This is a genomic window from Vibrio sp. SCSIO 43133 (assembly GCF_023716845.1).
Classification (GTDB): Bacteria; Pseudomonadota; Gammaproteobacteria; order Enterobacterales; family Vibrionaceae; genus Vibrio; species Vibrio mediterranei.
The window spans coordinates 1,324,895-1,338,000 of sequence record NZ_CP068024.1 but is presented as its reverse complement, the minus strand read 5'-3'; the positions used below and the strand labels follow the sequence as shown (position 1 = coordinate 1,338,000).

The window sequence follows — 13,106 nt, the reverse complement described above, 5'->3', positions numbered from 1 at the left end:
GAGAGGTATTATGGCTAACTCTTTGTTGACCAAATAAAAACCATGAAAATTGTGCGCCTAACTACAGTTCAATAATCTTGTTTTGTTTTTAGAGTGAATACTTGACGTTCATCATGCGACCGACCTTTTTTAGATCTAAACTGGAGTTAACTATTCAAATAGTTGTTGGTTTTAAACCTGTGGAGGGAATCGTATGAGCAGCAGTACTTTCATTGTCAACTTTGTTGGCCAAGCTAGCCCAGCCACCATTAAAAACCTTGCATCAGTTACCCACGAAAACGGCGGTAAATGGCTGGTGAGCAAAGTGAATTTTATCGAAGACCATGTGGCCGCCGTCATAAAGGTCGAACTTCCTACGGACAATGTTCAAGCAGTCAAAAGCGCTTTCAGTGAACAGCAAGGATTATTAGTTCAAATCACCGATACCGAAGAGCATCGTCATGATCAAGAAAAGGTATTCCAGTTACGATTAGATGCTAACGACCGAGCCGGTATCGTTAACGAAATTACCCAGTTCTTAGATGGGCAAGATATCCGTATTCTAGATATGGACTGCCAGCGTGTATTTATCGCGGGGGGCGGTGGTATTGGTTCAAGCCTATTTACAGCAACAATGGCGCTCAAAATACCTGCAGCAATGCAAATTAAAGATGTGGCAAGTGAGTTAGAATCGTTGAGTGAAGATACGCGAGTGATTCTGGAATCATAAATAGATTTACTTAAGAGTTTGCCCTACTAAATCTTCCCCCTGCGCAGCAGGGGGAACTTATGTCTAAAAGACATTGGAAGAGAAAGCCTCCCTTACCTAGCTAAACTCGATTATCGCCAAAACCATAAGCAATGATTTGGCTGATTTCTGAAAGTGACCTACCCGACTCTTGGTGCCATTCCATAAATGCTTTGTTTGCAGCATTCATCGCACGTTTTGTGCCTCTACCCGAGTCAATGATATTGGTATTACGTAAATAGCCTTCTACATCATTTGATAAAATAAAGGTGTCTACACCCAATTGTCTTAGCGCATAAGGTCCAGTATTTCCGCCGAGCCTTGCACCATGTTTTTTAAGGTGTGCCCAGAGTTCGACAATCGATTCTTTCGGCCAATCGGCAACCATTTGCGAAAAGGATTCGTGCTCGTAGCGAGCAGATTGGATCATCGAGGCATTAACTGGTATCGACATGACTTTAGTCATGTGACGAATGATTTTTGGGTCTTGGGCTTTTTGTTCCCACTGTTCTTCAGACAGCATCAGTAGCGGATCGATTCTGAATTGGAAAAAATGTTCTTCGAAGTTTGGCCATTTGTTTCTTACCACTTTCCACGATATTCCACTTTGGAACACTTTCATTGAAAACGCAGACAACCAACGATCTTCAGGAATAGCTGCCACTTCATCTCGGCTCAGAGGTTTGGAGACAATCGACTCAAGTCCTTGCTCACCACCTTTTCTATCTGCCGCTCTGGCGTAAATCGAATCGAATTTTTCCATATCTTTCCACTACCTACTAAGTTCTATTGAACCAGACATCTATTTTCACGTAATTAATAACTCAACACTATACTCTGTTGAGCACACTTTCATAGATGTATTCAGGAACCTATTCTAGGACGGCGGCAATGAGACTCTTACTGTTACTGACTTTTCTACCATTTCAATCGCTAGCGGCGCAATATGGACTCGTCGAGTATCAAAACAAACAACACTGGATACGCGTCTCACAACAAAACCCAAACCACTATGATCTGTTGTCTTCAAGACCATTTGATAATCCTTCTACCGTAAAAGTCATCACAGCCGATGAAGCAACGTTACTAGCCCCTATTACTCACGGTAGCGTTTACGCTGTCGGCCTCAACTTTCGCAGTCATGCAGGCAACTCTGGAGCTGCAAAGCCGGAGATTTTCTTCAAGTCTATCGACGCTGTTAGGTTGAGCGGTGCATTGTCATTTCCCGATGAGGCAAATAATGTTCATTTTGAGGGAGAGCTTGTCATTGTGATCGGCAAGACATGTCACGACACAAGCAATCAAAATGCGTTGAGTTGCGTGTTTGGGTACTTAGCGGGCAACGATTTGACGGAACGCAGTTGGCAAGGTCAAGATCTGCAGTGGTGGCGTGCTAAAGGTGCAACAGGTTTTGGTCCTGTATCTAACTTCATTACAACTAATGTCGATATCGGCAACCAAGAAATCGTTACGCGTCTTAATGGCAAAATCATGCAACAAGAAACACTGGCAAACATGATTCACAATGTCCCAACAATCGTTAGTTATATCAGTAAATACATTACGCTACGACCTGGTGATATGATTTTTGCTGGTACACCAGGTCGAACAAGAGCACTTAGGTCGGGTGATAACGTGTCGGTCTCAATTGAAGGGATCGGACAGGTTTCCAACACCATAGAGTAGTCTTTAAACTAACTGGTATTCTAGGCCAAGCGTCTGATAGCTATCGATAACCTCTTGGCGTCGATAGCAAGAAACACTGTGATCATTGATTAGCCCTGCCGCTTGAAGATGGGCGTAGATAATAGTCGACCCAACAAACTTAAAGCCGCGTTTCTTAAGGTCTTTACTTAACCGATCAGAGACCTCCGACGTGGCTGGATAATCTTCTAGCGTCTTAGGACAAGTTACTAATACCTTATTGTCGACAAACGACCAGATATAATTACAAAAGCTACCAAACTCTTTTTGTATCTCAATGAAATGCTGAGCGTTGGTGATAGTTGAGCTGATTTTCAATTTATTGCGAATAATCCCACTATCCTCCCGTAAACGACGTTCATCTTCTTCGGTAAAACGGGCTACTTTCTCTACATCAAAGTTAGCAAATGCGTTTCGATACCCTTCGCGACGTTTTAAGATGGTATACCAACTCAATCCTGCCTGAGCGGATTCCAACACTAGATACTCAAACATAGTTTGATCGTCTAGTACGGGGACACCCCACTCTTTATCGTGATATTCCACATAATCTTGCTTGGTTTCATCAAGCCATGGGCATCGTTTGCACATCGAATTCATCTCTCCTTAATGGATAAAGGTATTTGGGAGCATTACGCTGCTCCCAAATATCTAGATTGGTTTAACTCTGTGGAAGATACGATACAGCACTGGAACGACAATTAACGTCAATACAGTCGCAAATCCTAAACCAAACATAATTGTTACCGCCATCGGCTTGAAAAAGATATCCGGTAATAACGGAATCATCCCCAAGATAGTAGTGATCGCTGCCATACACACTGGTCTCACTCGACTTAACGCCGCATCAACAACCGCTGAATACGGCTCTTTTCCGGTTTTAATTTCTATCTCAATCTGGTCAAGTAAAACGATACCGTTTTTTAATAACATCCCTGACAGACTTAGAAAACCCAATAATGCCATAAAACCAAATGGAGTATTTAAGGCAAGTAGTCCGGTGGTAACACCAATGACGGCCAGAGGCACAGTTAGCCAGACGATAAGTGCTTCCTTCACCGCATTAAACAAGAAGATAGTAATTAAGAACATGAACAGATAGCCCATAGGCATTGTTTGGAACAGAGACTCTTGCGCGTCCCCAGAAGACTCATATTCTCCCCCCCACTCTAATGAATAACCTGGCGGTAGGTCTATCGCCTCAATTTTAGACTGGATACGCTTTTGGAGCGTAGCAGCAGTTTCTTCGCCCAGTAGATCTGGATCTGCCATCACCGTCAGCATCCGTTTGCGATTCTTGCGGACAATGATCGGGTCTTCCCAGCGAGTATCATATCCCTGTGTGACCTGTTGGAATGGAATAAACTCACTCAGTGCGGGACTCCAAATCATCATCCCTTCTATGTTACGAATATCCACTCGCTCTTCGTCTGGTAGCCTTGCCACAATAGGCATCAAGGTTGTTCCATCTCGGTACAAACCAACAGACTTACCGGAGAAGGACATCATTAGCACATCATCCACATCAGATTTTGTAATACCGTAACGTCTAGCCTGACTCTCATTAAACACAGGCTCAAGAACTTTAGTGCGTTCGCGCCAATCGTGTCGAATGTTGTAAGCACCTGGGTCGGCATACAAAATATCCATAACTTGCGACGCAATACTTCTAAGTACCGTCGGGTCAGAGCCAATGATTCTCGCCTCAATCTTTGCACCACCTCCAGGACCGAGTTCAATTTGCTTAAGCTTGTAGTTGATCTCAGGGAAAGTTGCGTCTAGATAATCTCGGAACCGAGCCATTAGTGGCTGCAATGCCTCATAGCTAGTGACCCTAGTGGTAATTTCTCCATAAGCGGCATAACTCTTTTCCGGTGCATAAGTCAGCATAAATCGCTGCAACCCTTTACCCGCCGTTGTCGTGATATGGTCAGCTTCTGGTTGCTCAGAGATCCAAGTTTCAATTGCTTTAAGCTTGGTATTGGTCGCTCTAATGTCGGTTCCTTCTGGTAGCCAAACATCCACTTGGAACATCGGCGTTGTAGAGGCTGGAAAGAATGACTGTTTAACTTGAGTAAATCCATATAAGGCCGCCACTAGTGCCATAATTAATACGACCACCGTCGACCAAGCTCGATGCATACAAAACTCAAGGAACTTTCGGTAAGCAACAAAAACAAAGCCGTTATAAGGATCATTGCCTTCCTCTCCCTCCTTCACCTTCATACCTCGGAAAAACAGATCGGCGAAGAAAGGCGTAAGAGATATAGCAGTAAACCAACTTAGCATGAGTGAAATTAATAGTACGGAAAATAATGTGCCGCAATATTCGCCTGTTGAGTCTTCGGACAAGCCAATGGGCGCAAAAGCAGTAACCGCAATCACAGTCGCCCCCAGCAACGGCCATTTCGTTTGCGTCACAATATCGGTTGCGGCTTGAAGCCGAGTCCTCCCTTTTTGTGTTCCTATTAATATCCCTTCAACGACCACGATGGCATTATCCACCAGCATCCCCAACGCTATGACTAGGGCTCCCAGAGAAATCCTTTGAAGATCGATAGCCATGTACTGCATGAAAATGAAAGTCCCAAGGACCGTAAGCAGTAAAATCAGTCCAATCAATAAGCCCGAGCGTAGTCCCATAAAGAACAGCAACACCACTATTACAATGGCAACGGCTTGCCCCAAGCTAACTACGAACCCACGAACTGATTTATCCACTTCCTTTGGTTGACTATAAACTTCGTTAATTTCGATACCAACTGGCTGTTGATATTTTAGCTCCGCTAATCGTCTGTATAACCTGTCACCAACTTCGACTACATTGACGCCACTAGCAAACGAGATTCCTACGTTGAGTGCAGTATCGCCATTATAAGTAATGATGTTCGATGGGACTTCGATAAACCCTCGCTTTATCTCTGCGACATCTTTCAAGAAGATCAGACCTTGAGCTCCACCTTCCGTAAGGATAAGGTCTCCGAGCTCCGACACATCCGTAAACTCTCCGGTTGGTTGAATACGAATGTATTCATCACCAATTCGGGTTGCACCTGCGTTAGAAACAATGTTCTGAGTTTGAAGCAAATTGAAAATCGTGCTTGGCGCGATACCAAGAGCGCTGATCCGTTTTATCGAAATCTCAATAAATACTTGTTCTTGTTGGTCACCTGTTACCGAGACCTTACTGACTCCGTCTACCAGTTCTAATTCACGTCGCAGATAGTCGACATAATCTAGAAGTTCTTTGTAGTTGTATCCTTCTCCCGTTAAGGCAAACAACACGCCATATACATCACCAAAGTCATCAATTACCGATGGCTCATTCACCCCTGGAGGCAACGAGCCTTTCACGTCATTTACTTTACGACGCAGTTCGTCCCATATTTGAGGTAAGTCATCAGGACCATAGTTGTTTTTCATAGTCACAGTTATCTGAGACAAACCACGGCTCGATATGGAGTTGATCTCATCCACATAAGTGAGCTGCTGAATAGCTTTCTCTATCGGATACGTAACTTCCTCTTCCACTTGTTGAGGCGTCGCACCAGGGTACGAGGTCACTACCATCGCATCTTTTATCGTAAATGCAGGGTCTTCCAATCGACCCAGTCCAAAGAATGCCGAAACACCACCTATCAGGAATATTAACGACACCATCCAACTGATGACTTTATTGCGAATAAAATACGCGGCAACGCCAGTAACCTCGTCATCCGATTGAGGCAATGATTGTTGTTTTTCTTGGTTCATCACTTCGCCTCCTGCGAGAGTACTTCCACTTTAATGCCGTCTCTGAGCCTTGCAATACCAGCAATCACTATCTGTTGCGTTTGCTCCAAGCCATCGACTATTTGAATCGTGGTTTGAGAAACTTTACCCGTCGTCACTTTCTGTTTAGTTACCGTACTGTCTTCGTTTAGCAGCCAAACGAACTTCTCATTGTCATTGAGCGAATCGCCATCTTGATTAAAGACAGCCTCTATTGGAACACTCACTCCTCGGGTCAAATTCAGACCAACATCTTTAGCTTTGGATGTCACGTCCACCGCCATACCATCTAGAATGTATTCGTTTTTCGGCATAGGCAGCACTAATGTAGCGGTAAAAGTACCCAAGGAGGGGTCAGGCTCGGTGGTAAACTCTTTCAGCCGTGCGGTATATTCATTACCAGAAGGCACGCGGACGAGAGTTTCAATGCTAGCTAGATCGCGATTCGTAGGTTGGTTTAGTGAAAAGCTGTCAGGGAGTTGAACAATCACCTCTACTTCATCAACGCTATGGATATTGACCACTTGCTGACCGATTTGAACGTTCTCAAATTGTTCTGCTGACACTCGCGATATTACACCATCCACCGGAGCAAGAAGCTCTGTAAAAGATAGTCGTAACTTAGCAAGCTCTAGTTCCGCTTTGGCATAGGCTCTTTGTGCTGCAATTTCATCGAATTGTGATTGCGCTAATAGTCCCTTTTTAACCAAAGGGCTTGAGCGACGAAATTGACTGTCAATGACGCCAAACCGTGCTTGCGCATTATCTACCGCCAATTGGTAATCTGTGGGTTCAAGCACTGCCAACACATCACCTTTTTTCACAAAATCACCTTCTTTAAGATCGATAGAGCTGATTTCTCCTGCGACTCTAAAGCTGAGGTGAGAGCGGTCCGCCGCCATAGCAAGAGCAGGAAAATAAAGACTATTTTTCAGCTCGGTTTTGCCAATCTCCGTGACTCTCACCTTAGGAACTTCCTCTCTCGTTCCCACTTCGGGTTTGCTACATCCTGATATTATTGCAGCAAGAACTAGAATACTTACTAAGCGACTATGCATATCAAAGCCCTCTTTCCTTGACCCACTCACGGACCTTAATACCTGATTCAATCCCTTGCACCCCAGAAACTACTATTTGATCGCCATCGTTTAGCCCACTAATAACCTGTCGCTTGTCGTTAAGCTCTACTGCTACTTTCTCGACAATTCCTTGTTCACTAACCCGCCAAACACACTTAGTATCCCCTTCCATAAACAGTGCTGACTGAGGGATTACCGTAGCGCCAGTGCTGCGAGTGACTACGCTTACCTGACCAGCCATTCCAGGTAGGATCCCCACGTCTGTCGGTCTCTCCATGATCATGGTCACTTTGTAACTGCCCGTCTTTGGGTCAGCCTCAGTATCAATTTCTTGGAAAGTTAGTTCGAAAGCACGTGATGGATAAGCATCAAAGACCATGGAAGCATCTACTTGATTTTTCGATTGGAATCGATTCAACAATAGATCAGGCAGCTGAAAAATAACCTTAATTAGTTGATTCGATTGGATATTCATAACCCCTTCTTTGGCTTGAATGTACTCGTAATTGTCTGCAGGGATTATGGAAATAGTACCGTCATACGGGGCAAGCAATTTGGTATAGCGCAAATTGGCCTTAGCTTGAGACCAATTGGCTTGAGCGGAATTCATGTTTGCCTTTGCTTGGTCAAAGTCTTGTTCGGACACGACTTTATCCTTGCGTAACTTAAGAGCCCTTTGATATTGAACATCCGCCAATTGGAAATTCGCCTTGGCTTGCTTCTCTAATAATTGATATTCGTCGGGGTTGAGCTGAGCAAGTAATTGTCCCTTAGAAACGGGTTGGCCTGCGCGGACTACTATTTGCTCTAATTGCCCGGGAACACGGAAAGCGAGAACGGCTTTATCACCCGCTTCTGAAGTAGCAGGGAATGTGCGCTCAAATTTACTATTGCCGACAGCGACGTTAAACAGTTTGGCTGGACGAGAGTCCGGTTCAGGAATTGGCGGTGGTTCTTGTCCACAGCCACTTATAAGACTGGCGACTATCGCCAAAAAGGAAAGCTTGCTCTTCATTCTCAACTGCCTTGTTCTTAATGTACTTTAAAACATAGTCGAGAGAATCGTGCCTTGCCAGCAACTCATTAATTAATAATAGATTTATGCTAATTTTCTTAAATTTCACAAGCTAATGAGCAAGGTGAATATCCTCACCTTGCTCTATTGAATTTTCATAAATGATTTTATACGTTCAATGCATCAAAGCCGACACACTCAATTCCTTGTTGCTGCAACCACAATGACATCTCTAAGTTGGTGAGAATTCGCCATTCTTCAACCCTTGAGTCGGTGTAACTTGAGAGTGCGACAAGCTCCTCACTAACCTTTCGAGCGGGATGGCACATGAGCTCTATCGTACCACTCGGCTTTTGCTCTTGGTAAGCAAGAAGCATCGCTTTTAAGTGTTCGATCGTCGCTCCCTCAGCATAGAACCCCATATCAAATACATCCGGTGTAGGGACAGCTAACGACTCTTGCCCTTGGATGATGTTATCGATTCTCCGCACAGGAAGTCCAACCTTGTTCACCGCTTGAGTAAAACCTTGTTTTAGGGGTCGATAGACGCCTCCAAAATGATGACTATCGATGTGATTAATATTGAATCCCATATCTAATGCAGCGCGGTACTGAGCCTTCAGCTCAACTTCTACCTCGCCACTCGAAACATCTGATTTGTTAAACAGTATCGTCTTATCGAAGAATTCTCCGTCATCATTCACCAAGCTAGGGATAAGATCAGGATCGGAGATCGGTCTACCTGCGGTAACGGTAAAGTGTAAGCCAACCTCCGATATAAGCCCTCGTCGATACAATTCAGCGGCATGCTCTACAGCAGGCTGATTCATCATAATCGTCGTCGACTTCACCATTCCAGCATGGAAGCAATCTGCTATCCCTAAGTTCACCGATTCAGTCAGCCCAAAGTCATCTGCGTTCAAAATGAGTTTCATAACTACTAACCTTGATTATTCTTATAAGAAGTGCGTAAACGCTGGCATAAAGTCTATATTCTCTCGAATCGTTTCTCTTAGCGCTTCGTCAATGTGTTGGCCACTATCAACAATTGGGTTAAGCATGAGCGCACGTTTGGCAAGATTAATATCGCCCGTGATTGCTGCTTCCACCGTTAACGTTTCGAACTCTTTCATCAGTTGAATTAGCCGTAATGTTCCGGTTTCAAATGGCGCGACATTTAGCGGAATAATCTCACTACTGGTAATAATAGAGCTCACCTCAACCGCACAGTCATCAGGCAAGCCTTGAATCGCACCATTATTACGAGTATTCACATGCATGATTGAACGTTTGTTGTTGTGAATGCTGCTCATCAGTTCACAGGCTGCTTCGGAGTAGTAAGCACCACCGCGCTCTTCAAGCAGTTTAGGCTTGGTATCCAACGTAGGATCTTTGTAGATTTCCAACAGCTCGGCTTCTACTTTTGCCACTAGATCAGCTCGATTACTCTTACTCGCTGAAGCAGCATACTCTTTATCAAGGATGTCACGCGATTGATAGTAGTAGCGAAGGTATGCGCAAGGCACCATACCTAAACTTTTAATGATACCTTCATCCCATTTAAAAGGAGGGATGTTCTTAGGCGTCATTCGGTCGTTACCAGCAAGTAGTTCATTGATGACCTGCTCACGCTTATCTTTGCCATCATGAAGAATTTTTCGAGCCCACACCAAGTGATTCAGTCCAGCGATTTGCATAGTGATGTCTTTACGATCAACACCCAGCATTTCAGCAGCACCTCGCTCCATATTCACAGGGACGTTACACAGTCCGACGGTTTTTATTGTCGAGTACTTTGTCAACGCTTCAGTAACCATACCCGAAGGGTTGGTGAAATTAAGCAACCATGCGTTAGGACATAGCGCTTCCATCTCCTTCGCAATTTCCAACGCGATAGGGATCGTTCGACACGCATTGGAGAACCCCCCAAGGCCATTAGTCTCTTGCCCAATAACTCGATATTTTAACGCTATTCTCTCATCACGTAGTCGGGCTTCAATCCGGCCAGCCCGAAATTGAGAACAAACGAAATCCGCATCAACTAGAGCTTGTTGACGATTTGTCGTCAGGTGCACACTAATGTCGCACTCGGCTTTGGCGATCATTCTTTTGGTCAGATCAGCAATCACCGTTGCTTTTTCCATTCCTTCGTCAATATCTACTAACCAAAGATCCGATATTGGTAGCTCTTGGTGTCGAGCCAACAATCCTTCTACCAACTCTGGCGTATAGCTCGAACCACCACCAATTACGACTACTTTTAGCTTTTTAGTCTGCTTCATCACGTTTGCCCTTCCGATTTAAGATTACGTGATGTAATTTATAGTCAAGAAAAACGTTAAACAAACCAATAAATCGAACCAACGCATTAGCTGGAGTAATCCATGAATCTAAACCACAATCGACAGCAGTTGTTATCACTCTTGCATACGTTTAATGTGGCGGCTCGACATCTTAGTTTCACTCACGCCGCACAAGAATTATTTCTTACTCAAGGAGGCGTAAGCCAACGCATTAAAAAGCTTGAAACACTGCTTAACTTTAACTTGTTCATTAGGAAAACGAGGAAACTCGAACTTACCCCAGAAGGACAGCGGGTTTTCAGTATTCTGAATACCTCATTTGAATCTATATTTTCCGAACTGTCAGACATTCAAACAGGTGAGTTAACGGGTGAGCTGTACATCGCGACCTCCCCCTATTTCGCATCATCGTGGTTAATGCCAAGACTGCCGGATTTTCGTCATCAATATCCAAATCTAAGCATCAAACTGGACACCAAACAGAATCAAAGTGAATTTCAGTTCGAACCATACGATGCTGCTATTTTTTACAGCGAAGGTCTTTATCCTAACCACTTCAGCCGGCGACTCTTTGCTGGTCAGCGTATACCGGTTTGCAGCCCAGAGTACGCTGAAAAACACCAACTTCACCTTAATGATGCTCGACTAAAAGAGGTGCGTTTTATTCACAACAGTGACAGCGTCGCTTGGCAGCACTGGCTCAATGAGATGCAGCTCGACATCAACTGCCAGGTTAAGTGTGACTATTATAGCGATAACAGGATTGCCATTGATGCGGCTCAGCTCTCCTTGGGAGTCGCTCTCGGAAGAAAGGAGTTTATTGCACCGTTAATTAAGCAGGGAAAGTTAGTAGCTCCATTTGCCAGCGTGGAATCAGGTAAAGGTTATGATTTAGTCTGTCCAAAAGGAATGGAACAGCGGGCAAAATTTCAAGCGTTGTCAAACTGGTTAACAGAACAACTGCGCGACACGCATTAACAACAACTGTTTCTCATCTATTCTCCAGCAAATATAAAAAAGAGGTGCCACTGCACCTCTTTATTCATTACGCTATAAGATATTAAAGCTTGCTGAACTCTCGATTCACTTTGTATGCCTCTGACGTGACATACGCTTCCATATCTCTCACTTTATGCTCCATCGAGTCAAAATCGCGCTCTAACGTATTCAGCAAGTCTTTCGCGTTTTGCCCTTGTTGCCAAGGTTTACTCTTCAATGAGTGCTCTTTCTTGGTTTTCATGGCTTCAACAAAGTTGTCAGGTTGCTTTTCTAGCATCAAGCTCATTGCCACGTACGCCAACAAGACTAAAAAGCTCCCCCCTAACAGCGCCGCCGAAATTACAAGAATTCGTATCAGCCAAACCTCAACACCGAAATAATTGGCTAAACCTGCGCACACCCCTGTCAACTTACCATTGACCGGATCTTTATACAGCTCTCTATGAGTCATAGGTTTGCCTCCAGTTTGGGGACTCCGCATCCAGAATTCGCTCTAGGTTTTCCACACGTAGCTGCATTTTTTCTGCACGTTGAGACAGCGATTGCAGCTTTTGGAAGTCTTGCTGCGACAGACCACTCTCTGATTTACGCTTGCTGCGGTAGTGGAGAAAAAGCCACAGCGGTGCAACAAAAATCAAAAAGACAATTAATGGACCCGCAATTAAAAATGACGACATACTTTTCTCCTAATCCGCATTATTTTTCGTTATTCATTTGCTCTTTAAGCTTAGCGAGCTCTTTATCAATTTCGTCCTGTGCTTGTAGCTCAGCAAACTCTTGATCTAAAGACTTCGCGTTACCTGTTTTCGAATACAGATCCGCTTCCGCTTCTAGTTCATCAATTTTGCGAGAGTATTGTTCAAACTTCGCCATCGCTTCATGAGTGCGGCTGGTATGCAAGTGCTTCTGCACATCACGACGATTACTTGCTGCTTCCGAACGAATGATCAGTGCCTGCTGCTTCGCACGTGTCTCGGTAATTTTGGCTTCTAATTTAGCAATTTCATTAGTGAGCTTGTCGATGGTTTCTTCCACCAAAGTTTGCTCATCGTGCAGCCCTTTCACCACATTTTCAAGCTTCTGCTTTTCAATCAGTGCTGCTCGCGCTAAATCTTCACGCTGTTTTGTTAACGCGAGTGTCGCTTTTTGCTGCCACTCTATAATTTGCTCTTCAATCGCTTTCACTTTGCGAGCTAACTCTTTTTTGTCGGCAATCGCTTTTGCTGAGTTAGTGCGAACTTCAACTAATGTATCTTCCATTTCTTGAATGATCAGACGAATCATTTTCTCTGGATCTTCTGCCTTATCAAGTAAAGCGCTCACGTTTGAATTTACAATATCTGCAAAACGAGAAAAAATACCCATACTACTTCTCCTAATTGGATGAGCTCGCCAATGAACTCTGAATCGTTGCTACAGCTAATCCAATTAACGTGCCAATTTGTTAAACCCATAATATTCAATAAGATAGATATTACACTCGCTTAATCAGATTGACATGCTATGAT

Annotated in this window: 13 protein-coding genes; 3 read left to right on the top strand and 10 right to left on the bottom strand. The window is 44.1% G+C overall.

Going from position 1 to position 13,106, the window contains the following annotated elements:
- Window positions 1-193 precede the first annotated feature (193 nt).
- A complete protein-coding gene (locus tag JKJ11_RS06435) occupies window positions 194-709 on the top strand; it encodes a glycine cleavage system transcriptional repressor (protein ID WP_006073901.1) in 516 nt (171 codons plus the stop codon).
- Window positions 710-809: 100 nt separating this feature from the next.
- On the opposite strand, the gene JKJ11_RS06430 is transcribed toward JKJ11_RS06435, so the two are convergent.
- Window positions 810-1,490 (bottom strand): DNA-3-methyladenine glycosylase I, encoded by a 681-nt coding sequence (locus JKJ11_RS06430; RefSeq protein ID WP_031493125.1) that lies wholly within the window; start codon window positions 1,488-1,490, stop codon window positions 810-812.
- A gap of 128 nt (window positions 1,491-1,618) precedes the next feature.
- Between JKJ11_RS06430 and JKJ11_RS06425 the strand changes: the two genes are divergently transcribed.
- On the top strand, window positions 1,619-2,413 hold the full coding sequence (locus JKJ11_RS06425; protein WP_252038922.1) for a fumarylacetoacetate hydrolase family protein: 795 nt from the start codon (window positions 1,619-1,621) through the stop codon (window positions 2,411-2,413).
- 3 nt (window positions 2,414-2,416) lie between these two features.
- On the opposite strand, the gene JKJ11_RS06420 is transcribed toward JKJ11_RS06425, so the two are convergent.
- The 6 genes from JKJ11_RS06420 to JKJ11_RS06395 all read right to left on the bottom strand — a co-directional run bounded on the left by JKJ11_RS06420 (window position 2,417) and on the right by JKJ11_RS06395 (window position 10,578).
- On the bottom strand, window positions 2,417-3,022 hold the full coding sequence (locus JKJ11_RS06420; RefSeq protein ID WP_252038921.1) for a DNA-3-methyladenine glycosylase I: 606 nt from the start codon (window positions 3,020-3,022) through the stop codon (window positions 2,417-2,419).
- A gap of 60 nt (window positions 3,023-3,082) precedes the next feature.
- Window positions 3,083-6,184 carry an efflux RND transporter permease subunit gene (locus tag JKJ11_RS06415; RefSeq protein ID WP_124940965.1) on the bottom strand — a complete coding sequence of 1,034 codons (3,102 nt, stop codon included), beginning with the start codon at window positions 6,182-6,184 and terminating at the stop codon, window positions 3,083-3,085.
- Window positions 6,184-7,260 (bottom strand): efflux RND transporter periplasmic adaptor subunit, encoded by a 1,077-nt coding sequence (locus tag JKJ11_RS06410; RefSeq protein WP_038222853.1) that lies wholly within the window; start codon window positions 7,258-7,260, stop codon window positions 6,184-6,186. The genes JKJ11_RS06415 and JKJ11_RS06410 overlap by 1 nt, the downstream gene beginning before the upstream one ends.
- A gap of 1 nt (window position 7,261) precedes the next feature.
- On the bottom strand, window positions 7,262-8,296 hold the full coding sequence (locus tag JKJ11_RS06405; RefSeq protein ID WP_006073890.1) for an efflux RND transporter periplasmic adaptor subunit: 1,035 nt from the start codon (window positions 8,294-8,296) through the stop codon (window positions 7,262-7,264).
- A 167-nt stretch (window positions 8,297-8,463) separates the two neighbouring features.
- Window positions 8,464-9,231, bottom strand: a complete 768-nt coding sequence (locus JKJ11_RS06400) for a carbohydrate deacetylase (protein WP_252038920.1) — start codon at window positions 9,229-9,231, stop codon at window positions 8,464-8,466.
- Between the two features lie 21 nt (window positions 9,232-9,252).
- Window positions 9,253-10,578 (bottom strand): 6-phospho-beta-glucosidase, encoded by a 1,326-nt coding sequence (locus JKJ11_RS06395; protein WP_252038919.1) that lies wholly within the window; start codon window positions 10,576-10,578, stop codon window positions 9,253-9,255.
- Between the two features lie 102 nt (window positions 10,579-10,680).
- Here JKJ11_RS06395 and JKJ11_RS06390 point away from each other — a divergent pair, with 102 nt between their 5' ends.
- Window positions 10,681-11,577: a LysR substrate-binding domain-containing protein gene (locus tag JKJ11_RS06390; RefSeq protein ID WP_006073886.1), complete on the top strand. Its 897-nt coding sequence runs from the start codon at window positions 10,681-10,683 to the stop codon at window positions 11,575-11,577.
- An 82-nt stretch (window positions 11,578-11,659) separates the two neighbouring features.
- Here JKJ11_RS06390 and pspC read toward each other — a convergent pair whose 3' ends face one another.
- From pspC to pspA, 3 genes are read right to left on the bottom strand one after another with little or no spacing between them, the layout of a single operon-like run.
- Window positions 11,660-12,079: an envelope stress response membrane protein PspC gene (gene pspC, locus JKJ11_RS06385; protein WP_207383189.1), complete on the bottom strand. Its 420-nt coding sequence runs from the start codon at window positions 12,077-12,079 to the stop codon at window positions 11,660-11,662.
- The gene (pspB, locus tag JKJ11_RS06380; protein WP_006073883.1) at window positions 12,039-12,275 is read right to left on the bottom strand and encodes an envelope stress response membrane protein PspB; all 237 of its coding nucleotides are present in this window, start codon (window positions 12,273-12,275) and stop codon (window positions 12,039-12,041) included. The genes pspC and pspB overlap by 41 nt, the downstream gene beginning before the upstream one ends.
- Window positions 12,276-12,294: 19 nt before the next feature.
- Window positions 12,295-12,963: a phage shock protein PspA gene (pspA, locus tag JKJ11_RS06375; RefSeq protein ID WP_006073881.1), complete on the bottom strand. Its 669-nt coding sequence runs from the start codon at window positions 12,961-12,963 to the stop codon at window positions 12,295-12,297.
- Window positions 12,964-13,106: the final 143 nt, after the last annotated feature.

Excerpts from the sequence above, each read along its gene's own strand:
- JKJ11_RS06435 (WP_006073901.1), top strand. The coding sequence starts at position 194 with ATGAGCAGCAGTACTTTCATTGTCAACTTTGTTGGCCAAGCTAGCCCA.
- JKJ11_RS06430 (WP_031493125.1), bottom strand. The coding sequence starts at position 1,490 with ATGGAAAAATTCGATTCGATTTACGCCAGAGCGGCAGATAGAAAAGGT.
- JKJ11_RS06425 (WP_252038922.1), top strand. The coding sequence starts at position 1,619 with ATGAGACTCTTACTGTTACTGACTTTTCTACCATTTCAATCGCTAGCG.
- JKJ11_RS06420 (WP_252038921.1), bottom strand. The coding sequence starts at position 3,022 with ATGTGCAAACGATGCCCATGGCTTGATGAAACCAAGCAAGATTATGTG.
- JKJ11_RS06415 (WP_124940965.1), bottom strand. The coding sequence starts at position 6,184 with ATGAACCAAGAAAAACAACAATCATTGCCTCAATCGGATGACGAGGTT.
- JKJ11_RS06410 (WP_038222853.1), bottom strand. The coding sequence starts at position 7,260 with ATGCATAGTCGCTTAGTAAGTATTCTAGTTCTTGCTGCAATAATATCA.
- JKJ11_RS06405 (WP_006073890.1), bottom strand. The coding sequence starts at position 8,296 with ATGAAGAGCAAGCTTTCCTTTTTGGCGATAGTCGCCAGTCTTATAAGT.
- JKJ11_RS06400 (WP_252038920.1), bottom strand. The coding sequence starts at position 9,231 with ATGAAACTCATTTTGAACGCAGATGACTTTGGGCTGACTGAATCGGTG.
- JKJ11_RS06395 (WP_252038919.1), bottom strand. The coding sequence starts at position 10,578 with ATGAAGCAGACTAAAAAGCTAAAAGTAGTCGTAATTGGTGGTGGTTCG.
- JKJ11_RS06390 (WP_006073886.1), top strand. The coding sequence starts at position 10,681 with ATGAATCTAAACCACAATCGACAGCAGTTGTTATCACTCTTGCATACG.
- pspC (WP_207383189.1), bottom strand. The coding sequence starts at position 12,079 with ATGCGGAGTCCCCAAACTGGAGGCAAACCTATGACTCATAGAGAGCTG.
- pspB (WP_006073883.1), bottom strand. The coding sequence starts at position 12,275 with ATGTCGTCATTTTTAATTGCGGGTCCATTAATTGTCTTTTTGATTTTT.
- pspA (WP_006073881.1), bottom strand. The coding sequence starts at position 12,963 with ATGGGTATTTTTTCTCGTTTTGCAGATATTGTAAATTCAAACGTGAGC.